Genomic DNA, 21,961 nt, shown 5'->3' with positions numbered 1-21,961 from the left:
GCATCTTTAACATTCAGTGTGTCACCTAAGCCAAGCTGTACACCACCTGCAACTGTGGTACTGGTAATGTTGCTATCACCTTTAACATTGATATCACTACCCAGCGCATAGTTGTTCTTGCCTGTCGTGCCACCAAAGTTGATACCTTTGTCCGTTGTCGCTTTAACGCTGGTGATCGCACCATCAATGGTGTTCGAACCTGTTCCACCAATGTTACTGGTGGTGATCGCACCTGTGGTTGCATCAATCGTGGTTGCGCCACCAATCGCATTCTTCACGCTATCCGCGACACCGTGTAACTGGCTGCCATTGATTGCATCAGTTGAGCTTGAATTTACCGCACCCGCTTTAACGTTAGTCAACGTCACTGGCGTAGTAGAACCTGCTCCACCTAAAGTCACTTTGTCTTTGGTTAATGGGTTGTCGTATTTAACTGCTGCATCATCTGTTGCTTTTTGTGCATCACTGACCGCTTGCAATTGATCTTCTGTCGCTGCTTGGCCTGAGACTGCTGTACCGTTCCAAGTCTTGTTGCTTAAACCGTTAATCGTATTGGTCGCTTTATCAACCACCACACTGCCTACAGTCACTTTATCGAAGTTCACGTCTTTTGCTGTCGCGACTTGATAGTTGCTTGAGCCATCAGCATTGGTCGTTGGGGTCACAACAACGTTATCACCCGCTGTAACAGTTGTTTTCGCTTTAGTTGCAGCATCTTTAACGCTGGTGATTGCACCATCAATGGTGTTCGAACCTGTGCCACCAATGTTACTGGTGGTGATTGCACCTGTAGTTGCATCAATCGTAGTTGCACCACCAATTGCATTCTTCACGCTATCTGCAACACCGTGTAACTGACTGCCATTGATTGCATCGGTTGAAGTAGCATTCACCGCACCCGCTTTAACGTTAGTCAAGGTTACTGGTGTGGTTGAACCTGCTCCACCTAAAGTCACTTTGTCTTTGGTCGTTGGATCATCGTATTTAACCGCTGCATCATCTGTTGCTTTTTGTGCATCACTGACCGCTTGCAATTGATCTTCTGTCGCTGCCTGACCTGAGACTGCTGTACCATTCCAAGTCTTATTGCTTAAACCATTAATCGTATTGGTCGTGCCATCAATCTTGATTTTGCTTGTACCACTGCCCACATTGATTGCATCTTTAACATTCAGTGTGTCACCTAAGCCAAGCTGTACACCACCTGCAACTGTGGTACTAGTAATGTTGCTATCACCTTTAACATTGATATCACTACCCAGCGCATAGTTGTTCTTGCCTGTCGTGCCACCAAAGTTAATACCTTTGTCTGCTGTCGCTTTAACGCTGGTGATTGCACCATCAATGGTGTTCGAACCTGTGCCACCGATGTTGCTGGTCGTGATCGCACCTGTAGTTGCATCAATCGTGGTTGCACCACCAATCGCATTCTTCACGCTATCCGCGACACCGTGCAATTGGCTGCCGTTGATTGCATCGGTTGAGCTTGAATTCACCGCACCCGCTTTAACATTAGTCAAAGTCACTGGTGTGGTTGAACCTGCTCCACCTAAAGTCACTTTGTCTTTGGTCGTTGGGTCATCGTATTTAACTGCTGCATCATCCAAGTTACCCAATTTACCATCAACGATTGCCAATTGGTCTTCAGTCGCTGCTTGACCTGAGACTGCTGTACCATTCCAAGTCTTGTTGCTTAAACCATTGATCGTATTGGTCGCTTTATCAACCACTACACTGCCTACAGTCACCTTGTCAAAACTGACCTGTGGCTGGGTACCGACCGTAATATTATTACCACTGCGGGTAATCGCAACATTACTGCCATTCAGAAACTGAACTGTATCTGAGGATTTCACAGCACTCGCTGTATCTCCATTCGCCTGAAGCTTAAACGTTTGATTCTGAAGATTACTGATATTTGTTGTGTTCTGACCGATGTTGGTAGTGTTCTGATCAACCTTCTGGTTGGTTGTGAATAGCTGTCCCCCATTCACTGCATCCTTAGAATTCGCTGCAACTGTACCATCTGCAACATTCACAATTTTCTGACCATTGGCATCAAAACCATTGGCCTTGACCTGACCAGCAAATACTGGAGCATCCACAATGTTGTATTTATAAGTATTGGTCGCAGCATCATACACTGCCTTGGTGTTGGTACCGTCTGCAAAATTGACCGTTTCCCCAAGCTTAACGTTGTCGGCTGTACCACCATTGACACTGAAGTTCAGCCCCTTGTCTGCTGTCGCCTGAGCTGTATCTGCCTTACTGGTGGCTGTATTGGCTGTATTCTGTGCTGTGGTCACATTCTGGTTGGTCGTAAACAGTTGACCGCCATTCACTACTTCCTTGGAGTTCGATGCAACATTGCCATTCTCAACACCCGTAATCTTATTGGTCGTCTTGTCCACCACAACATTACCCACCGTCACCTTGTCAAAATTGACCTGTGGCTGGGTACCGACGGTAATATTATTACCACTGCGGGTAATTGCAACATTACTGCCATTCAGAAACTGAACCGTATCTGACGATTTCACAGCAGTGGCTGTATCGCCATTCGACTGAAGCTTAAATGTCTGATTCTGAAGATTGCTGATATTGGTCGTATTTGTAGTTGTACGACCATCAATATTGGTTAGGGCAGCATTCACACCTGTAACGGTGGTTCCTCCAACATTATATGAAGGCGCAGTCACTGCACCTGTTGTTGCATTATAGCTAGATCCACCACCTAAGGCCGCAGCTGTATCTGTTCCCTGCTTATCAGTGAGTACTTTCTGGGCTTTTAACTGAGCAATCGTAACGGCATCTTGATCTGCCGCACCATCTGCTAGATTTTGAATTCTTCTAAGATTTGAAGCTGTGCCTACTGAAACAACCGATGTTGGGGCTGCAGAGTTGGTAAGATAGCCTGTACCTGTTGGTGCAGTCGTTGTTGAACCCGAACCAAGGGCTACACTATCGGCAACACTTGCATTTGCGCCATTACCTAAGGCAGTCGCATTATTTGCACCTGATGTCGCGCCATTACCCAAAGCAGATGAGTTGGTTGCGGTAGCTTGGGCACCAGGACCAATTGCCGTTGCAAACGACCCTGCTTGTGTATTACGCCCCATAGCAACACCACCAACAGCAACACCACTATTTGCAGTAACTTTGGCACCACCACCTATTGCAATACTATAATTATTACCACCGGCGTCAGCACCCACCCCAATCGCAACTTGTGCAAAAGTCGTCGTTGTTGCACCTGAACCTAAAGCAATCTGACCACCTGTACCTGCCGGATTACCGCTAGCCACATTACCATTCTTCGCATTACTACCAATGGCAATATTATTTAAGGTCTCTGTACCACTACCGCCAGTATTAGCATTATTACCAAGAGCTATTGTACCAGTATTTGTTGCACTGGCAGTATTACCAACAGCAAGTGAATTCGCACTCGATGCAGTTGAGTTTGTACCGATTGCAATAGCATCAGTCGCATTATTATTTACCGTTGCAGTTGTACCAATCGCTGTTCCATTAGTTGCCCCAGTACCGACTGTCGCTCCAGCACCAATTGCCTGAGATGAGTTGCCATTAGCCGCTGTTGTTGATGTACCCATAGCAATTTTATTGGTAAACACATTAAAGGTACTGTTTCCGCCCGTTGCATTAGAGTCGCCAATCCTGATGGTTGACTGATTGGTAGTATTGGCAAACCCTTGAAACAAACTAACATATGCTCCATTGGTCCCTACACCTGATGGTTTAGCGCGTAAGACAATCCCTTCATTGGTTCCAGCAGGAAAATTTCCATCTTGGTTAGCACTGATCGTAATCCCAGCATTCGCCCCCGCGGTACAATCACCACTAACGTTACCAATACCATCTGTAGTTTGTGTCGGATTATTAGTATTGGTAAAACAATTTTCAGCCGCCCATGTTGCTGGAACAAAACCGAACAATGCTGTTACAACTGCTGTATTGAGTACTGATCGTCTGATTATATTAAAAAACAGGAGGTTCTTTGTTTTTGGGTTCCTTAGTCCCTTAGGATTCAGCAAAACTTTAGCAGTGTGTGTTTTTATCTTACTTTTTGCGACTTCTGAAACAGCAACCCATACTCCTAAGGTTGCATTCCATATAACTTTATAAACTTTATTCATTATTACTTCCCGATATGTAAACGTATATATCCCGAATTAATAGATAATTCTTATACATACTTGTTTTTTGTTTGAAATCTAACCTATTTTTTCAAGGATCATAGCGCAATAATTTTGCACAGTAAATCACATATGATTTTTTTTATGTGTTTTAGGTCTCATCAGTAAAAACAAAAATAATATAATAAACAAATATTTAATTGTTTTTTATTAGACACCTTATGAAAAATTGTGCTGTTATTTACAATAAAATTCCGACTAAGTCTCCCCCTTTTCTTTTTAACAAATAAGGCCATTTAGCTGCCTTTATTCCCAACTCGTTATCAAAATATAGGATAAATTTAATGTATGCACATGTATAAAAAATGACTTATCTATTGAACAAACAGCCACAGTCCAAATTTTAAAAAATGAAGGTAACTCATGCGATCAATCTCTTCAATAAAAAAAATATATCTTTGATTTTTTTATATTAATTATTAAAAATAGCCAAACCTAAAACTGTTTGAATCAGCTGATCATTATTCCTATTTCGTTCAACAGAAGTCGCCATCGCCACATTAAACTTTCCAAAAAATGTTGAAATGAGGAGGCAATCTATTGATCTGAAAACATCAGTTCACGTTATCAGCTATGATTTTTAATGTAAAAATGTGACCATGCTCAATGATTCACCATGCACCTCGCCATCAGGAAATAAGGGTTTAATTATTATTTACGATAAATATAAGCTTTACCCGACTTTTAAAACCTGATCCCATTGAGTCAAATAACTCGGTGATTTATGCTTTTGTGTCATTTGCCATGCACGCCCATTGGGGGTAATTAAGCGTCCCAACTTCATGGTATCCCGTCCAAACTTTTCATTAATATCATCAAAGGCCACGGAAAGCTTACGTCGAGTAATCACTTCATCAGTATCATGGAATAAATCAACGGCATGACTGTATTGTGGAATAATATCCAACAAAATCACTTCTGCTTTTTTATAACGATGTCCAGCTTGATAAATACGGTCAAGTCCCTGCTGTACTGCCTTGATAATCTCTAAACGGTCATCGCTATAGTCAGATAGATAGACCACCGTATAAGGTCGATAATATTGATCTTTGTTAAAACGATTGGTTCGAATACTGACCCCAATGGCTTTGCACAGTAATTTTTGCTGTCTCAGCCGTTCAACTGCACGTAAACTAAATTCAGTGAGTGCGCCGCTTAAGTCACTTTTATCTTGTATCGACTGACCAAATGAGCGACTACTTAACACTTGCCGCCGATCACTCACCACATCCTCAATCTCTAAACAGGCCACGCCCTGTAATTCTTTGACGGTATTTTCCATCACTACAGAAAAATACTTGCCCAACATTTTCGGATCAGCTTGAACCAGGTCCATCACCGAACAAATATTCATTTTTTCTAAGCGCTGTCGAATCTTCCGCCCAACGCCCCACACTTCGCCTGCCGGTATCTGCTGTAACAAGTCTTCAATCACGCACGGGTCTTCAGCCACGATATTACACACACTGTTAAAACAGCTATGACTTTTGGCTAAATGATTGGCAAGTTTGGCTTGGGTTTTGGAATAACCGATCCCGATACAGCATGGTAGCCCTAACCAGCTTTTGACGGTATCCAAAATCTGATGAGCGTATTGAGTTAAATCGTAACTGTGTTGATAAGCTGTCAACTCTAAAAAGCACTCATCAATCGAATACACTTCCTGTTCGCACGGATCTACAAAACTCCCTAAGATATTCATGAAACGGCGTGACATTTCCGCATACAAAGCATAATTACTGGAAAAAACCTGTACTTGATGCTGATCAATAATCTCTTCAATCTGAAAAAAAGGAACTGCCATTCGAATGCCGAGCTGCTTCGCTTCATAGGAACGAGAAACCACACAGCCATCGTTATTTGACAGAACGACCACAGGACGATTTTCCAGCTTTGGATTAAACACACGCTCGCAACTGACATAGCAGTTATTCACATCAATCAAAGCAAAAATACGTTGTGGTAGACTCATTGAGTTACCTCATTGGCTTTAAGTTATAGGTCACAACGCCCCAGATCAGTAGCTCTTGCCCCTCTGTAATATAAATATTTTGATAATCAGGGTTTTCGGCTTTCAACCAGACTTTGGGTGGACTAAAGTGACGGTCAACCATCAACCGTTTGACAGTAAAATCATTGTCAATCAAGGCAATCACAATATCTCCCGACTTGGCAGCAAGGCTTCGATCTACCACCAGCGGATCATCAATATCAATCCCTGCATCCAACATTGACAGCGAATTGGCTTTGACAATAAAAGTCGAATTTTCGTTACGAATTAAAAATTCATTTAAATCGAGTGCTTGTTCAACATGGTCTTGGGCAGGCGACGGAAAACCGGCAGCAACGCGTTCCGTTACCAGCGGAATATGATAAATTCGATCATTCTTAGCCTGCACATTTTGGATTTTCATCGAAGTGGTTAAATCTGTACGCGCATCGGTTTTGACATTATTCAGTAACCAGTTTTTGATGAAATCAACTTGGGACTCAGGAACACGAATCACTTTGGTTGGCTCGCTGAATTGTGCCTTACGCCCCGCATTGCTTCTGGCACCGCCATGCTCAAATTCAGTTTTTTTAGACATAACTCCCCCTTACCCAAGTTTAAAATACTTGCAAATAATTTAACTTGAAAAAGTTACAAATTCAAGTTGACGTACAATAAATTTTGCATAACAATAAATTCCATAGATCAGATTTTGACTTGTTTCATTTAGACACGGATGTAGGACAAACCAAAATTAATGTTTTAAATTAATAACTTATCGTATTTAATGAAATATTAAACTGTTAAGTTATTGATCTAATTCACTAATATATTTGATCTTTCAGCAGTTAGGTTTTATTCAAATATTTTTGATGTGGAGACATGAAAAATGAACAATCAACGTGATGCTATTCTGGGTTATGCTGACGAACAACATGCTTTCTTTATTCGCCTGATCGAGAACAACACTGTGCTAGGTGAGAGCTATGGACTATTTTGCGACAACCAAAATAGTGAAGCAGCAGAGAGTATTATGACCACCCTTTTTCTAAAGAAATCTTTTTGGCTCAATGGTTCGGCATTTAATGATATTGTTAAAGGCTTGAATCCTATTCACTCGTGACAACATTGATAAATTGCATATGACGCTAGCGATATAAAGCGCTTGTATAACGACAATAAATCCGCAAGCTCTTTAGCATTTTTCTCCCGCGCTAAATGTATTTTCCAAGTGTTTCTTAAATGATCCAAATAAAAAACCCACTTAGGCATTTAGCATAAGTGGGGCTTTTTATCGCATTGAATAATAGGATTAAGTTCAAATAAATCTTTTATCATTCACAGGTGCAACCAATCTATATATTTTTCCATCTGCATTGCTTTCAAACAATAAATCAATATTTGGAAAAATGATATTTCCTTCTACTTCAATATGTTCAACCCGTTTAAAAAAAGGAATATCTTGGTCTTCTAAATCATTGAGCTGTGCAACGACAATCGATTCGTTTTCTTCTTGGTCCTTGACGATGACTGTAATCTTATCCATAACAGTTCTCCCAATATGTACAGTTCATAGGACTATGGGAAACTTTCAATAAATTGTCGACTAAATGGTTGTAACAAGAGTTATAAGTATTATCTTTTTATTTTTTAAATCGCTAAATTATTGAAATTGACTTTTAAATTATAAATTTCGTTAATATTTAATTAACCAAGCAGTTACAGTTCACTGAAAAACGTATCAAAATGATTCATCAGGCTGCTTGGTTCAATATCGAAAAATCAATACGCCACTTAACATTTATCAATGAAATTTTCAGCCATTTACAAGATGCTCAGATCAAAATGAGCGCATCAGAATTCCAGCACTAGACCAACTATGACGACACAAAAACATCAAGATATTGAAATTGTGAGTAATACCATTTTCAAATACCTTATCTCCAATCAGGAATTACTGAATCATATCATTCATCGCCTTGAATATCATGAGCTTAGTGATGGAGAGCTAATTGCATATGCAGGTCAGAATGTCGATGGATTCAGCATCATTACTTCTGGGATGGTTCGCTACTACTATACGATGTTAGATGGTAAAGAACGAAATAAAGCCTTCTTTACCCAAGGTCAGCTTATTGGTTCATTAAGTGCCTACTTAACTCATCAAACGCTTCCTTTTAGTATTCAGGCATTAGGCGATGTCCGACTATATAAAATCCCGCTTGAGCTGATTGAGTCACTCAGAGAAAAATATCCAACAGAAGTTGAACTGTTCATTGGTCGAGTCGCAAAAGAATTATTTATACGCAATGAACAACGAGAAGCAATGTTGCTCACAGCCAATGCCGAACAGCGATATCACTGGGTATTATCGAATGAGCCGTGGATTGTCGACCAAGTGGCTCAATATCATCTGGCCTCTTATTTAGGGATAGAAGCAGAATCATTATCACGGATCAAAAAGAAATTTTCGGACTAATCGATTTGGAACTTTAAACTATGGTGAGTTTACGGGCGTATGCCGCAATCAAATTATTTGGTTGGCAAAAGAAATTACTATTATTGCATCCCAATAATACTAAATTGATGCGGAGAATCTTCGAACAAGGTACTCGCATGGCTCCGATACCTAGTCAATTGAAATTTGAAAATAGTCATATCGAAAACTTGCCTATTCTCAGCATACATAATCAATCGACGAATAAAGTCAAAGGTCGTATTTTATTTTATATTCATGGCGGTGGTTTCGTCATTGGCAGCCCTCACAGTTATCGTGCCTATGTCGGAACACTGTGTAAGCTTTCCAAAGCGGAATTTGCCTATTTACCCGATTATCGTTTAGCCCCAGAACATCCCTACCCCGCTGCCCTAGAAGACGTTTTATGCGCATGGCAAAGCTTATCCGATAGATTTCCAGCGCATGAAATTTTACTTGCGGGTGACTCCGCAGGTGGGAACCTAGCCTTAGCGTTGGGTATTCTACTAAAAGACAAACAGCTCAACCTGCCTAAAAAAATCTACTTACAATCTCCATGGTTAGATCTAACCTTAACTTCATTGAGTCATACCAGACAAGACAAACGAGATCCTTTTTTGGGGACTTATTTTTTAGAACGGGATTTTGCGCGGCATTATGCCAGAGACCATATTCGGAATGATCCATTATTGTCACCGTTATATGCCGATTTTACTGGTCTTCCGCCGTTACTGGTACAGGTTGGTTCACGAGAAGTATTGCTTGATGATAGTCGTGAATTTGCAAAAAGAGCGGAGGCTGCCAATGTTTCAATCACCTTATCAATTTGGACAGGAATGTGGCATGCATGGCCACAAATTCCATTTGTTCCCGAAAGTAGACAGGCCTTACAAGAGGCAGGTCAATGGCTAGACCACAGTTGAGCAAAGACGTTAACCCAGCGTGCTTATAAATAAATGCCTGCGGCTGATCAACTCGGACTATCCTCAGTATAATTTTGGCCTTTAAACTGCCATATAGTATTTAGAAATTTTTGTTCTGCGCCCCAAGGGGTAATATGTGTTTCAAGCGCCTGATGCAATAAACTAAAATTGCCACCAAGTCTCTGCGCTAACTTTTCAACATTATAGCGCTCTACTGGTAAACCACTACATTGTGTTGGGCCATCTTCGGCAAACGTAGACAGAATCATCAATCCGCTTGGCTTCAAGGCATGCCGTACATTTTTTAGATATTGCGCTTGTTGCTCTTCTGTCACCATAAAATGAAATACAGCCCGATCATGCCATACATCGAAAAACTGAGCAGCCAGACCAACTGTACAAACATCTGCAACGAGCCAATGAATTTGGCTGCTATCCAAATTCTTCTCAATTAATCTTGCTTGCGTTGTCTTCAATGCTGTTTCGGATAAATCAAGCACATGTATATTTTTATAGCCTGCCTCGATCAGCTGATCAATTAATAGAGATGCCCCACTTCCAACATCAATAAGTTTTACATCAGGTAATAGATTCTGAGATCGGATCAGTTCTAGTGTTTTATGATCATATTGCTGATACCAGCTAACCTGATCGGCTTGTTTAGATTGATATACCTCTTCCCAATAATTTTTGCTCATTTGAGTTCCTTTGCAATAACTTCACCCTACAAGTAAGACATTCACATCAAGTAATTCGCCTCTTGTTTCATGATTATCCCACTTACATGGAGGGAACGGTGGCAATGCAATCAATTGTCCCAAGACATCAAGCAGAATCTATTTCTGTGTCATCACATTAGGAGATTCTTTCTGATTCTGAGCTTTATCATCTGACTGTTCATGATTCTGTTCCATTTCACTTTTTTGCTCCAGATATTGCCTGGCATCTTCCCGGCGATGTATTCCACCGAGTTTTAACGCCTGTGTATCGACCTCATCATCAATATCTGCTTTTTTGGTAGACTGCTTAATCAGTGAATTCTTATTTTTTTCTAGCCGTAGATTTGTAGAAGTCACCTGCTCTCCACCCTTGTTTACTTGTGTTTCATCTGCACAAATTGCCGTGGATACGATCAGAACAGACATCAAACTTAGTATTCTTCTCATGTCTATGCCCTAACTATTTTTTAATTTTAATACATTATTTCATACCTTAGCTTGAACTCTTCCTCCAAAAATTTGCAGCGCGAACTTTATCCTCCTCATAATCGAAAAGTTCAGTTAGCTTTATTCTTGTTTACTAAAATATCGTGCTTTTAAGATTCTTGCAAAATAATTCACCTCCTCTAAATAGCTCTGATCTGCATAAATAATCCCCACATTTAAACTGATATTAAAATCGTTGACCGCTACAATTTCTAGATCCGGACTAGAGATAACATGTTGATCAAAAAAAGGTTTTGGGAAAACCCCCAATCCATCACCATTTAAAATGCTATTCAATTGAGCCTCTACCCCAAAAATTTCTTTATTTGCATACAGAAGTAGTTTTTGCTCATTTAGTTTTTTATTTAGACTTTCTCTAAAGCAACACCCTTCTGGATGTATCACCCAGCCCTTTTTACTGCAACGCTCCAAACTGCTATGTTCTTTAACTCCGCTCTTGACCGAGACAATCACTAAGGGCAAAGTCCCAATATTCATAAACAGTAAATCATTAGCAAGATGAATATTGGACGGAATCATGACAATGGCAAGTGCTAACTCACCTTCTGCCACCTGTTGAATCAAACTTCGCCCCCATCCACTCTGTATTTCTAGTTCAGTCAAATAGTGATCATTTTTGTATTTTTTATAAACATATTCACATAGATCATCTACTAAGGTAACAGGAATCCCGATTTTAATTTTTTCTTGGAATGAAACCTCCTCTTGCAAAGAGAAATGCTCTAACTGCTGCATCTGTTCAAGAATATAACGCCCTTTAAAATATACTTTTTCACCCAATTGAGTCAGTTGTAAGGGGCGACTCTTGCGATTGAACAGCTTTCCTTTGAGTTTTTGTTCGATATTATTGATTCGCTTAGTCACAGTGGACTGATCAATACCGAGTTGTTCAGACGTAACCGTTAAGGTAGAATTCTCAACAGCATATATAAAAGTTTCTAGGTCTTTAATTTCTAACACTTTAATATTATTCCATTTCTTATTCAGATTGGATCTAAATAAGTTCAATCTAATCTCATCAACCTTAGTGCTAGCCTCAAGAAGAAACGACTCATGCATCCCTCTTACCAGTTCCCTCGACGATGATTACTGACCCAGCGATACATTCCCTGAATATTCGGCATTTTCATGCTACTGAAACCAATCCAGTTCTGGACATCCGGACTAAATTTCACATTACGATAGAGTTGATCCCACGACTGCCCTGCACGAACCAAATCCAGCACTTGTTGGTGCAAATCGATAATATAATGACGTAGTGCAATCTGATATTCTCGCGTTGCAGGACTATAGTGTCCGACATCAATAAAATCGACATCCTGCTTGATCACCCAATCCAAGGTGTCAATCCATCCCGTGTAGTAAAAGTCTAAGAAATCATTGTATGGCATGCTTTTACTTTCACAGACATCGGTACATTGCAGTGCTTTATATTTTGGAAAAAGTACCATGACCATACTGTCAGAATGGCTTGGCGCCACGTAATGTAATAGAACCTCTTCCCTTCCTAAACTAATTTTCATATCCTGATCAAAACTTGATCAGGCAATGCTGTTGGCAGCTTTTCTCCGACAATCGGTTCAAGACTACGTTGATTGGCAACAATGGTTGCACCATCCGCTTTAAAGATCTGACCACCACTAATGTGATCAGCATGCGCATGGGTATAGATCACATATTTTACAGGTACATCAAAACGTTTTTTAATTTCATCTTTTAACCATGTCGATGTACAAGTCATCGCAGGATCAATCACCAAAGCCCCCTCTTTGGTGATCAACACTAAACCACTGTGTACGGCTAAACCTGCACCAGTGGTATGTCGATACAGATTACCTTTAACTTGGGTTAAACTTTTGGGATTATCAGGACAGGAAGCCGCTGTAAAATCGGTTAAAACAGGACGATTCTGATATAGCGACTGGTCTACAGAAATGCCATTATCTGTTGCAAAAGCAGGGTTCAAAGGCAATGATAGCAATAATGCTACAAAAAATTTATTGCCCCAAAATGCGCTAATTCTTTGATTTTTAAATGTGCCCATCGATAAGACCTGTCTTGATTTCACGGAAACCAATTTAACAATTTCAACCCTCAGACAAAACCCACAAAAATCGCAATATACTGTCCTAAAATTAGCAACAATATAGGCTGAGAGCGTCATGCAAAAACTGGATGATCTGTTGTTATTTGCTGAAGTTGTAGAACACACTGGTTTTTCTGCTGCGGCACGCAATCTCGGCATACAACGTTCCAAACTCAGTCGACATATTGCTAACCTTGAGAACAGAATTGGGGTTCGTCTCTTACATCGAAACACAAGAAATGTTGCGCTTACGCCAGCAGGTGAAGAAGTTTATATACATGCAAAAGCCTTAAAACAGGCAGCACAAAATGCTTATGCTGTTGCAACCGATCTTGCTGGTGATCCGAAGGGTACATTAAGAATAGGCTGCTCCTCTACCTTTGCCCAAGAAGCATTACTGCCTATTCTTGATTTGTTCCTGCATGAATATCCAAAGATACGTCTGATCATCAATACATCAGATCACAATATTGATTTGATCAATGCACAGGTCGATCTGGTTTTCCGAATTTCTTCCAAACTGCTAAATGACTCCAGCCTGATTATTCGTCCAATTTGCGATTTACCCATGGCGTTGGTTGCCAGTCAGACTTATATGAGTGATAAAGAGAAGATTCAACATCCAGACCAGCTCAAGGAGCTAAACTTTATCGCCCTTGCAGTTCAAAACAACATGGTATCCAAAGTGTTTTTAAACCAAAATAATGACCTACATCTGGTACAACTGGAGCCTTATATTAGTTGTGGCAATATGTCTGTACTTAAATCAGTCGTCCAACAAGGCATGGGAGTTGCAGTCCTGCCTTTGTATTTATGTATCGATGAGTTGAAATCAGGCCAATTTGTCAATGTATTTGAAGCACAATCAGTATGGTTCCCTCAAAATTCGCTTTTGAATGCACTTATTCCTACACGACAAAATGTATTACTGACCACCAAACTCTTTTTAGATTTTTCAATTCCTCGATTACGACATAAATTCTTGCAGGTATTTAACAACTAAAGAGTTTCTTTTAAAAACATTGAATATCAATGTATTTTTTAAATCAATATAAAGTACAAATACACTCCCCAAACATATTATAAATAAAGTCAACTGGCGCATCTTCAGGATACACATCATTATCTTTTAGATAGAAAATTTCCCCACAATCCAAAATCGTTAAAACCTGAGCTTTTCTTTTTACTATCACACCCTTTCTTATTATTTTATAGATTTCTTCTGCTTCAATTCTAAATTGATAAAAAAATACGATTTGTCCTGCTTTAAAAGCTTCTGGTTCAACTTTTTTATATTTACCGCATGTTAAGCAAATCCATTTTTTCATTTTCGGTGCTCTATACAAGCTCACCCTATTGTATAAAAAACAACCTCAAAAAAATTAACATCAAACATGCAAAAAATTATCATATCGTGAAAATTTCAGCCTTTAGAACTAAAAATTATGCAGTTCAAACAAAATACAGGTGGCTAACAATGCCACCTGTATTTTTTTGGATCCTTAAAGTTATCCGTCTGGATTTAGAAGGTCTGGGAAATACTGAGTTTATAATCTCGACCTGTACCCGTCATATATTCACCTAAATACATTTTATAGTCTCGATTAAACAAGTTATCGATTGAAAGGTTCAATCTAGGCCCTTTTTCCCCTACAGGTTGCCAATCCGCATAAACGCCATGTAAGGAATAACCTTTGGTCTTAGGCAAAGAAAAAGAGGATGCCGCAATCGACTTATCATTATCCGATAAACTCCGATCTTGTTTAGCCACAAAAATCCCGCGCCAGCCCATAGTGAGATGATGTTCAGGCACATTTACCCCTAGCGTTGCAGTTGCCTTTTTCGGTGGAATATCCGTCATCCAAGTTTTTTGCTCAAACCATGGATTGACAGGTGAATTGTCACGTTGCCCCCGAATATAAGAATAGGTTAAACCCGTGAACCAAGTCGGCTGATTATAGAAAATCTCAGCTTCATAAGCTTTAATGGTATAGTCGGTGACATTGCGGTAAAAACCGTGCTTATAATTTCCATTACAGTCATTGATACTACCATTCCCACCATTGGCATTATTTTCAGCTTGTGCTTTACAGAACGTTGACCGATTACGGAAAATTTCATCACCACCCCGATTGTGATGATAGGTCAAGCGAACTTGTAAATGATCTTCTGCCGAAAAAAGATCATCAAAGTTCATTTCATTCCCTAAACGGATCGCCAACATTTTTTCAGGCAATAAATAACGACTGGTTGAGGGCACAGAAGTCATGGCGGATTGCACATAATATTGCTCATCTACGCGAGGGGCACGCCAAGTTTTACTGATATTGGCAAACCAAGTGAGATAATCTGCTTGCTTCCACGCCAAGGCTAAACGTGGCGACCACCCTGTATAAGTTTTGCTTGAATAATCATGCCCAGCACTTGGATCATTATAACGAGGTGCTCGGTTCGGATTACCGGTATTGGTAATATGATCATAACGAAGTGATGGTGTAATCGTGAAATTGGCAACCTGATATTGATCCTCCACAAATGCACTGAGCATTTGCTGTTTGCCTGAAGGCATATAGTTTGGTTCATAATAACCAAAATTATAATCAGGTTTTTTAGCATTATTCTTATCGTAAATGAGCGAATTCTGCTCCATTTTTTGATATTGCGCCCCGACCTTTACTTTATGCATCCCATATTCAGTCGCAATATCGCTGATATTACTGAGTTTAAATGCGGTATTGGTATAAGTCACCCAGCTTTCATTGCCCAGCGTTGCAGCCGACCCATTTACACTAGGTAATCTTTGATCATGCTGGTCAGTCTTTGAATAAGAAGCGACCGCTTTCAAGTTCACATAGGGATTTGCTTCAGGGTTTAACTCATAGCCCACTGAATAGCTACTATCATTTTGATCACGATAAACCAAACGACGTTTCCATGCTTCCTCATAACCATATTTCTTGATATCTGCTTCAGTCGGTACCGCATCCTGATCACGCATTGCAGCAAAAGGCTCCCACCCTTTATGCCCACTCTGCATCGCATTCAAACTGATTTTTTGACTGTCTGTCGGATGAAAATTCAGTTTGGCCAAATAGGTCTCTTGCTGTTGCGCTGAATATAAGAATTTAGAACCATCTGGACGTTTAACATCACCACTGTCCCGATTGGTATAATAGAACATCCCGTCAGCCCCACCGGCCTCAGTTTTTCCATAGACCGCACCCGTATAAGTATTTTGCTGATTATTGGAAAATCGTGAATATTTTACAAAGGCACCCACCTTTTTATTCTCATCGAGCAGATCAGTCGCATCTTTGGTTTCTAAGGTCACCTTACCACCAAAGCCACCATTACCCACTTCGACATTGTGGGGGCCCTTATCCACCGTAATTTTCTTTAAGAGTTCTGGCTCAATAAAAACTGAGCCTTGACGATATTTATCAAAACTTTTGACCGAATCATCCAAAGTAATTGGCACATCCTCAACCCCACCCATGCCGAGGATATTAATGGTTTGCCCGCCTGGTCGTGGTGAACCTGCTGAACCCACACTCGGCATATGATCCAGCAATTGAGCTACATTGTTGGCTTGGTAACGGTCAATGGCTTTTTGATTTAATACGCTCTGCCCAAACTGGATGGTATCTTCTTTCTCCGCTTGCACAACAATGGGGGTCATCTGATAGATTTGATTCTGTGCATTGGTCTTGGACAATGTTTCTTGTAAGGTCCGTTCTTTTATCGTAGCACTCGCCAAAGCCCCTGTCGTATTATCGGCATAGACGGGCGTGGTCAAGAAATTCATAGATAAAACGATAGCCATTACAAGTGGCTTTATCAACATTGCTTGAGAGAGGGATTGAGACATACATCTTCATCAAAAGATAAAAATTCATCAGCAACCTAAATAGGCCACAAAACAACCAAAAAAATTAAATAAAAAAACAATGAAGTAAAAAAATTAAGAAGAAAGCTTCGACTTAGCGATTGTCGTGGACGGCCATAGTAGTCGGTATAAAGCGTGTGAAGCAACCGTGGTGGAAATTGGGTAAGGGAATTATTCATCATTCAATGGAATAAAAGCAATAAACGATATTAATTATCATTTACATTTATAGATATGTAAATGGATTGTGACAAAAAACTGGAAATCTTTCGCAGTTTTGTATGCACAGTCTCAGTTGAATAGCCCTTTTTATTCACTGTCCTGGCTGTTATTTTTCATCTTCAAAGGTTATAAAGCTTAAGAACTGCAATTGAAATTTAGCCAATCATCATTCTAAAGCCTGCATCTCTGGCAAAGAGATCAAGACCCTGTAACACAAATAAAATTATGAATGATGATTTAAGATTTTTTTCTTTCGATATTGTAAAGGACTCATCCCAGTCCAGACTTTGAATGCTCGGATAAATGACGTTTGCTCTTGATAAGCCAACAACATTGAAATATCCAATATACTTAAATTGAGATCGGCAAGATAATCAAAAGCTAAATCTCTACGTACTTGGTTAAGCTTTTCTTTAAAGGTATAGCCTTGTTGCTTTAATTTTAACTGTAATATACGGGACGGCAAACCGATCCTATGTGCAACATAATCAACACTAATATTCCCTTTACTTACCGCTTGAATCAGCGTTTTTTGGATCAACTCATCAAAAACATCAAGATGAGGCCGTTTAGAAAGTAATAAGTTTGCTTGCTTAAGTAAAATATCATTTAGTATTGGATCAGCATTGGATACTTTTAGATCAAGACTATTCATTGAGATGTAGATTGCAACTTCTTCACTTTCGAATGCAACAGGACATCCAAAAAAATTTTCATAATTATAAAAATTTTTTGTTTTCTCCACACAAAAATCGACCTGATGTACTTCGATAATATTAGGATGAACCAATTGATTTAAAAATACATAGAAAACCCCCATTAACACCTCATCTATCAGTGCATTATTTTTAATATAAGGATCTACTCCCCAGCTTATGACAATAAACTTATCAGAGACAGACATTTTCGCTGGTTTAGTCTCACAAAAAAGTCTTTGGTATTTTATAAAAAAATTTAACACCTCCAATATATTTTCACAAGACAGCCCAATATACCCCAATATACCAAGATGCTTAGGCTGAGCATATTTTGATATTTCCAATCCCAGTGTCGGCTTTGGATATTTTTGATTAATCTCATCTAACAATTCAGCCCACTCTCCAAATGGGATCAACTGATTTGTTTTATATTCACTCAAATATTTTGCATGTTTCAGATCATTTTTTACACAGAAATAAATCAATAAATTAAGCATCGCACTTGATACTAATTTAACTTGATTAGGATGACTCAACACCATACTACCTACTCTACATCATATCAAAAACCACACCTCCAAGAAGGAATCACAAAACCAATCATGTAAGTATATTATTTAAGCAATTTAAAAAATTCACAGTACGTTGATCTTTTACCTCTTTGCACACAAAACAAAAAAGTAATTTTTTGTGACTTTTGTCACAGATAATGCTAAGAATCTACTTGAAAACTCAATAAAAAAATTATCATTTCAATAAAAAAATTTATCATTTCAAGGAAGTTTTTGAGCACAGAGGGTGATGTCTGCATAAAAATGACAGTTAAAGAATATTTGTATTCAGATTTGTAATCTCGGTTTTATAAAAACATTATTAAATCTTTATTTTTAAATTTATATTTTATCTTTCCTCCTTATTCATTAATCAAAAATTTTCTCATCGAATTGAGATATTTCAAAACCAATCGTAAAATTAAATCGGTGTTCTTTTTTATTCCAATAAGCAGACACAAAAACTACAGCTACTAAATTTTATAGCTCTTTATTTAAGAAAAATAATTCCATTAGAAACATCATAAAAACCAAAAACAAGATCACAATAAAACTAAATATAAGAGAAAAGCCAACTAAAAAATAAAACTCATTTACTATTTCAACAACAAAATTTAAAAAGTATAAAAACAAAGAACCATATCCAATATTCGTATTCCACAAGCACATCATCAACAAAAAAACCAGATAACTTCTTAGGTGAAACTTACTCACTCCAACTTCATTTTCTCTATTTATTTTCCCATATTCGGATACTATCGTTTTTTTATATACCACATGCAAGCCTTAGTTATATATTATCAAAATAACCATAAACTTTTTCATTTGAAATTTATTAGCATTTCAGACAGTAAAATTGTCTGTTTTTACACACAATCTGATTTCTATTCCTGACCGATCTCCACTCCTTGCTCACGCCATCAATCCCATACGAACTAAAAATAAGCTTACATTGCCCTATCTATGAACGTTTTTATGTCCTCAATAGAGCTTCGCTTTGTTCAGTCAACGTGAACCGTACCGGGTTTGTCGGAGACTTTTTTATTTAAGTTAAGCCACCTGACCTAACGGGTTAATCTTATCATAGTACATTGCTTCAAACTCAAAAGGCGATACATAACCCAGTGCACTGTGTACACGCTTTTTATTGAACCAATCTACCCAGTTTAGTGTCGCAAGTTGTACATCTGCTAAACCTTGCCAATCTGCTTTTAAATATTCAATCACCTCTGTTTTGTATAAGCCATTCACCGTTTCAGCCAGAGCATTATCGTATGAATCACCCGTTGTACCGACTGATGCTCGTAAATTTGCTGCTTCTAAACGATTGGTATAGCGAATGGAAAGATATTGCACACCTCTGTCGGAATGATGAATCACATTCTTTGGCATGCCTCGATCATGCAATGCTTGCTCTAATGCATCAAGCACCATATCTGTATTCATCCGTGTAGATACTTTCCATCCAACAATTGCTCGTGAGAACACATCAATAACAAATGCGGTATATACCCAGCCTGAATGAGTTTGAATATACGTAAAGTCACCCACCCATAGTTGGTTTGGATGATCAGCATTAAAATTACGTTTCACTAAATCATCTGCCCGTTTTTGGTCATCTCGGTTACGGGTGGTTTGTTTATTCTTACCACGCCAAACACCTTGTATACCTAGCTTTTGCATCAATCGAGCAACTGTACAACGTGCAATAACATAACCCTCACGTTTCAATTTTTGCCAAACTTTACGTACACCATATCGACCTGAACTTTCTTTCCAAATTCGTTTAATTTGTTCAGCATGATACTCATCATGTAGATCTCGTTTCGCTCGATGTTCTGGATTGTCAGTGAGATCTAAAGTTCGGTAATAGGTTGAAGGTGCAATCGGTAAAATTCTACAAATCGCTTCAACACCATATCGATCTTTATTGTTATGGATAAAATCCACCATTATTTGTGTGGGCGGTCGAGCTCCGCCTGGGCGAAAAAAGCGGCTGCTTTACGTAGAATTTCATTGGCACGTTTTAATTCTTTAATTTCACGTTCCATTTGCTTCATTTTTTCTTGGTCAGATATCTGTTGTACTTTGGCAGGATTTAGTTGATCCAGATGCTTTAAATACCAAACACGCAATGTTTCAGGAGTACAACCGATTTTAGGAGCAATAGCTGTGATTGCTGCCCAAGTAGAAGGATAATCTTTTTCAGATTCAATTAGTAATTGAACCGCTCTTTCTCTAATTTCGGGGGTATAGTTTGGTTTTGTCATCGGGATAGTCTCTCAGAATATTGACTCTCCGACAAACCCGGTACGGTTCAACGTTTTTATTGCCATACCCTTGATACATCATGAAATTAGAACAATACGTTTCATTTCTTCTAGATGAAACTTAAAACCGATACACTAAACTAAACTCAGTTAAAACATGGAATGAGGGGAATGATGATGTTTGATATACGTTTAGCTCATGAAAGAGGTGCTGCACATCATGGCTGGTTAAAGTCACGCCACTCATTTTCATTTGCAGATTATTGGGATCCAAAGCAAGTTGGCTTTTCTGATTTACTGGTCATCAATGAAGATACCGTTGCGCCGTCTAACGGCTTTGGGACACACTCTCACCGCAATATGGAAATTATTTCCTATGTATTAGAAGGTTCATTGCAGCACAAAGATTCAATGGGGACAGGGTCGGTCATTGTTCCTGGGGATATTCAATTGATGAGTGCAGGCCGCGGTGTAGCACACAGTGAATACAACCACTCTGCACAAGAAGAGGTTCACTTCTTACAAATTTGGGTGGTACCTAATGAGGCGAATACGGAACAAAGCTATCAGCAATTGCATATTTCACCTGAAGATAAACGTGGAAAACTGCACTTGATGATTTCACCAAAAGGTGGTGATAAAACATTAACCATTAAACAGGACATCAATATCTATTCTGGTCTATTCGATGGCGAAGAACATGCTGAATTCAGTATTCCCGAAGGTCGCTATGTCTATCTTCATATTGCTAAAGGTCACTTAGAGATCAATGGTCAAACCTTCAATGCGGGTGATGCAGCCCGTATCCGAGAAGGTGGAACCCTGTCTTTTCGCAATGGTGAGCAAGCTGAAGTGCTGATCTTCGATATGCGCCCAGAAGAACTTCCAACTATGCTGTAGATGACAGCGAGATTCCCGTTCTCCTCTAGTCTCCCTTAACACTCAGGTTAAGGGGGGACTTCATTTGTTATTTTTCCTATTTATAAAGATTGAATTGCATGAAGGAGCGTACTTCACACACAAAACATGCATTATTCGCAGCGGATCAGTAATTTATGTTCATAATAGGACATGACCAGTTCCAGCTCATTCCTTAACTGTTTCTCGGTGTATTCTTTGGATGCCAGTTTCAATAATGCAGGGATGTATTGCTTCTCAAATATCTCAGGATAATCATGGCACAGGACTTTAATCAGTTTTGCTCGCTCTGTCTGAGGACTGTCTAAGATATCCATGAGTACATTGATTTGCTGATCAATCAAATCAAATTGTTTTCTCGCCTCTGAATATTCTGCAATTTTATTCGGTTGCTCGCCACACCCTACCCCTAAAAAAGTTGCTACAAAACATAGGCTTAATATTTTTAAATTCATAGCAATCTGATAAAAATGTTTTGAGGAGTATACTTGATTTTTA

General features: G+C 39.1%; 17 protein-coding genes, 1 pseudogene and 1 other annotated feature. Of the genes and pseudogenes, 5 read left to right on the top strand and 13 right to left on the bottom strand.

The window, feature by feature from the left end:
- The 3 genes from F907_RS11360 to F907_RS11370 form a co-directional block, all read right to left on the bottom strand.
- The coding region (locus tag F907_RS11360; RefSeq protein WP_016651853.1) for an ESPR-type extended signal peptide-containing protein at positions 1 to 4,157 on the bottom strand (4,157 nt) is incomplete at its 3' end.
- Between the two features lie 733 nt (positions 4,158 to 4,890).
- Entirely contained in the window at positions 4,891 to 6,189 is a 1,299-nt protein-coding gene (locus tag F907_RS11365; RefSeq protein ID WP_016651852.1) for a Y-family DNA polymerase, read from the bottom strand.
- A 4-nt stretch (positions 6,190 to 6,193) separates the two neighbouring features.
- The gene (locus tag F907_RS11370) at positions 6,194 to 6,805 is read right to left on the bottom strand and encodes a LexA family protein (RefSeq protein WP_016651851.1); all 612 of its coding nucleotides are present in this window, start codon (positions 6,803 to 6,805) and stop codon (positions 6,194 to 6,196) included.
- Between the two features lie 291 nt (positions 6,806 to 7,096).
- On the opposite strand from F907_RS11370, the gene F907_RS11375 reads away from it, so the two are divergent.
- Positions 7,097 to 7,330: a hypothetical protein gene (locus F907_RS11375; protein ID WP_005243107.1), complete on the top strand. Its 234-nt coding sequence runs from the start codon at positions 7,097 to 7,099 to the stop codon at positions 7,328 to 7,330.
- A 195-nt stretch (positions 7,331 to 7,525) separates the two neighbouring features.
- On the opposite strand, the gene F907_RS11380 is transcribed toward F907_RS11375, so the two are convergent.
- Positions 7,526 to 7,753, bottom strand: a complete 228-nt coding sequence (locus tag F907_RS11380) for a hypothetical protein (protein ID WP_005243109.1) — start codon at positions 7,751 to 7,753, stop codon at positions 7,526 to 7,528.
- A 333-nt stretch (positions 7,754 to 8,086) separates the two neighbouring features.
- Here F907_RS11380 and F907_RS11385 point away from each other — a divergent pair, with 333 nt between their 5' ends.
- Together F907_RS11385 and F907_RS11390 are read left to right on the top strand one after the other, a co-directional pair.
- Positions 8,087 to 8,686: a Crp/Fnr family transcriptional regulator gene (locus F907_RS11385; protein WP_016651850.1), complete on the top strand. Its 600-nt coding sequence runs from the start codon at positions 8,087 to 8,089 to the stop codon at positions 8,684 to 8,686.
- 20 nt (positions 8,687 to 8,706) lie between these two features.
- Positions 8,707 to 9,606, top strand: coding sequence for an alpha/beta hydrolase (locus F907_RS11390; RefSeq protein WP_016651849.1), 900 nt, complete (start codon positions 8,707 to 8,709; stop codon positions 9,604 to 9,606).
- Between the two features lie 47 nt (positions 9,607 to 9,653).
- On the opposite strand, the gene F907_RS11395 is transcribed toward F907_RS11390, so the two are convergent.
- From F907_RS11395 to F907_RS0117970, 4 genes and pseudogenes are all read right to left on the bottom strand, one after another.
- Positions 9,654 to 10,304 (bottom strand): class I SAM-dependent methyltransferase, encoded by a 651-nt coding sequence (locus tag F907_RS11395; protein WP_016651848.1) that lies wholly within the window; start codon positions 10,302 to 10,304, stop codon positions 9,654 to 9,656.
- 138 nt (positions 10,305 to 10,442) lie between these two features.
- On the bottom strand, positions 10,443 to 10,772 hold the full coding sequence (locus F907_RS11400) for a hypothetical protein (RefSeq protein ID WP_016651847.1): 330 nt from the start codon (positions 10,770 to 10,772) through the stop codon (positions 10,443 to 10,445).
- A gap of 120 nt (positions 10,773 to 10,892) precedes the next feature.
- Positions 10,893 to 11,792 carry a LysR family transcriptional regulator gene (locus tag F907_RS11405; protein WP_032862001.1) on the bottom strand — a complete coding sequence of 300 codons (900 nt, stop codon included), beginning with the start codon at positions 11,790 to 11,792 and terminating at the stop codon, positions 10,893 to 10,895.
- Positions 11,793 to 11,896: 104 nt separating this feature from the next.
- Positions 11,897 to 12,876, bottom strand: a pseudogene (locus F907_RS0117970) (MBL fold metallo-hydrolase).
- 118 nt (positions 12,877 to 12,994) lie between these two features.
- Here F907_RS0117970 and F907_RS11410 point away from each other — a divergent pair.
- On the top strand, positions 12,995 to 13,921 hold the full coding sequence (locus F907_RS11410; RefSeq protein WP_016651843.1) for a LysR family transcriptional regulator: 927 nt from the start codon (positions 12,995 to 12,997) through the stop codon (positions 13,919 to 13,921).
- A gap of 43 nt (positions 13,922 to 13,964) precedes the next feature.
- Here the strand turns inward: F907_RS11410 and F907_RS11415 are convergent, their stop codons facing one another.
- From F907_RS11415 to F907_RS11430, 4 genes are all read right to left on the bottom strand, one after another.
- Positions 13,965 to 14,246 (bottom strand): hypothetical protein, encoded by a 282-nt coding sequence (locus F907_RS11415; RefSeq protein WP_016651842.1) that lies wholly within the window; start codon positions 14,244 to 14,246, stop codon positions 13,965 to 13,967.
- Positions 14,247 to 14,440: 194 nt separating this feature from the next.
- Positions 14,441 to 16,786 (bottom strand): TonB-dependent hemoglobin/transferrin/lactoferrin family receptor, encoded by a 2,346-nt coding sequence (locus F907_RS11420; protein WP_016651841.1) that lies wholly within the window; start codon positions 16,784 to 16,786, stop codon positions 14,441 to 14,443.
- A gap of 463 nt (positions 16,787 to 17,249) precedes the next feature.
- The gene (locus tag F907_RS11425; RefSeq protein WP_016651840.1) at positions 17,250 to 18,266 is read right to left on the bottom strand and encodes an AraC family transcriptional regulator; all 1,017 of its coding nucleotides are present in this window, start codon (positions 18,264 to 18,266) and stop codon (positions 17,250 to 17,252) included.
- 1,059 nt (positions 18,267 to 19,325) lie between these two features.
- A protein-coding gene (locus tag F907_RS11430) for an IS3-like element ISAba19 family transposase (RefSeq protein WP_087486619.1) occupies positions 19,326 to 20,545 on the bottom strand; the annotation gives its coding sequence in 2 pieces (ribosomal slippage) (positions 19,326 to 20,269 and positions 20,269 to 20,545; 1,221 coding nt in all).
- Positions 20,154 to 20,270, bottom strand: a sequence feature (AL1L pseudoknot). Its footprint overlaps the gene before it by 117 nt.
- Positions 20,546 to 20,722: 177 nt before the next feature.
- Between F907_RS11430 and F907_RS11440 the strand changes: the two genes are divergently transcribed.
- Positions 20,723 to 21,445 (top strand): pirin family protein, encoded by a 723-nt coding sequence (locus tag F907_RS11440; RefSeq protein WP_032862000.1) that lies wholly within the window; start codon positions 20,723 to 20,725, stop codon positions 21,443 to 21,445.
- A 131-nt stretch (positions 21,446 to 21,576) separates the two neighbouring features.
- Here F907_RS11440 and F907_RS11445 read toward each other — a convergent pair whose 3' ends face one another.
- Positions 21,577 to 21,918 carry a hypothetical protein gene (locus F907_RS11445; RefSeq protein WP_016651838.1) on the bottom strand — a complete coding sequence of 114 codons (342 nt, stop codon included), beginning with the start codon at positions 21,916 to 21,918 and terminating at the stop codon, positions 21,577 to 21,579.
- Positions 21,919 to 21,961 lie beyond the last annotated feature (43 nt).

Source organism: Acinetobacter colistiniresistens (assembly GCF_000413935.1).
Taxonomy (GTDB): Bacteria; Pseudomonadota; Gammaproteobacteria; order Pseudomonadales; family Moraxellaceae; genus Acinetobacter; species Acinetobacter colistiniresistens.
This window is presented reverse-complemented; position numbering and strand designations above follow the sequence as displayed.

Excerpts from the sequence above, each read along its gene's own strand:
- F907_RS11365 (WP_016651852.1), bottom strand. The coding sequence starts at position 6,189 with ATGAGTCTACCACAACGTATTTTTGCTTTGATTGATGTGAATAACTGC.
- F907_RS11370 (WP_016651851.1), bottom strand. The coding sequence starts at position 6,805 with ATGTCTAAAAAAACTGAATTTGAGCATGGCGGTGCCAGAAGCAATGCG.
- F907_RS11375 (WP_005243107.1), top strand. The coding sequence starts at position 7,097 with ATGAACAATCAACGTGATGCTATTCTGGGTTATGCTGACGAACAACAT.
- F907_RS11380 (WP_005243109.1), bottom strand. The coding sequence starts at position 7,753 with ATGGATAAGATTACAGTCATCGTCAAGGACCAAGAAGAAAACGAATCG.
- F907_RS11385 (WP_016651850.1), top strand. The coding sequence starts at position 8,087 with ATGACGACACAAAAACATCAAGATATTGAAATTGTGAGTAATACCATT.
- F907_RS11390 (WP_016651849.1), top strand. The coding sequence starts at position 8,707 with ATGGTGAGTTTACGGGCGTATGCCGCAATCAAATTATTTGGTTGGCAA.
- F907_RS11395 (WP_016651848.1), bottom strand. The coding sequence starts at position 10,304 with ATGAGCAAAAATTATTGGGAAGAGGTATATCAATCTAAACAAGCCGAT.
- F907_RS11400 (WP_016651847.1), bottom strand. The coding sequence starts at position 10,772 with ATGAGAAGAATACTAAGTTTGATGTCTGTTCTGATCGTATCCACGGCA.
- F907_RS11410 (WP_016651843.1), top strand. The coding sequence starts at position 12,995 with ATGCAAAAACTGGATGATCTGTTGTTATTTGCTGAAGTTGTAGAACAC.
- F907_RS11415 (WP_016651842.1), bottom strand. The coding sequence starts at position 14,246 with ATGAAAAAATGGATTTGCTTAACATGCGGTAAATATAAAAAAGTTGAA.
- F907_RS11420 (WP_016651841.1), bottom strand. The coding sequence starts at position 16,786 with ATGTCTCAATCCCTCTCTCAAGCAATGTTGATAAAGCCACTTGTAATG.
- F907_RS11425 (WP_016651840.1), bottom strand. The coding sequence starts at position 18,266 with ATGGTGTTGAGTCATCCTAATCAAGTTAAATTAGTATCAAGTGCGATG.
- F907_RS11440 (WP_032862000.1), top strand. The coding sequence starts at position 20,723 with ATGTTTGATATACGTTTAGCTCATGAAAGAGGTGCTGCACATCATGGC.
- F907_RS11445 (WP_016651838.1), bottom strand. The coding sequence starts at position 21,918 with ATGAATTTAAAAATATTAAGCCTATGTTTTGTAGCAACTTTTTTAGGG.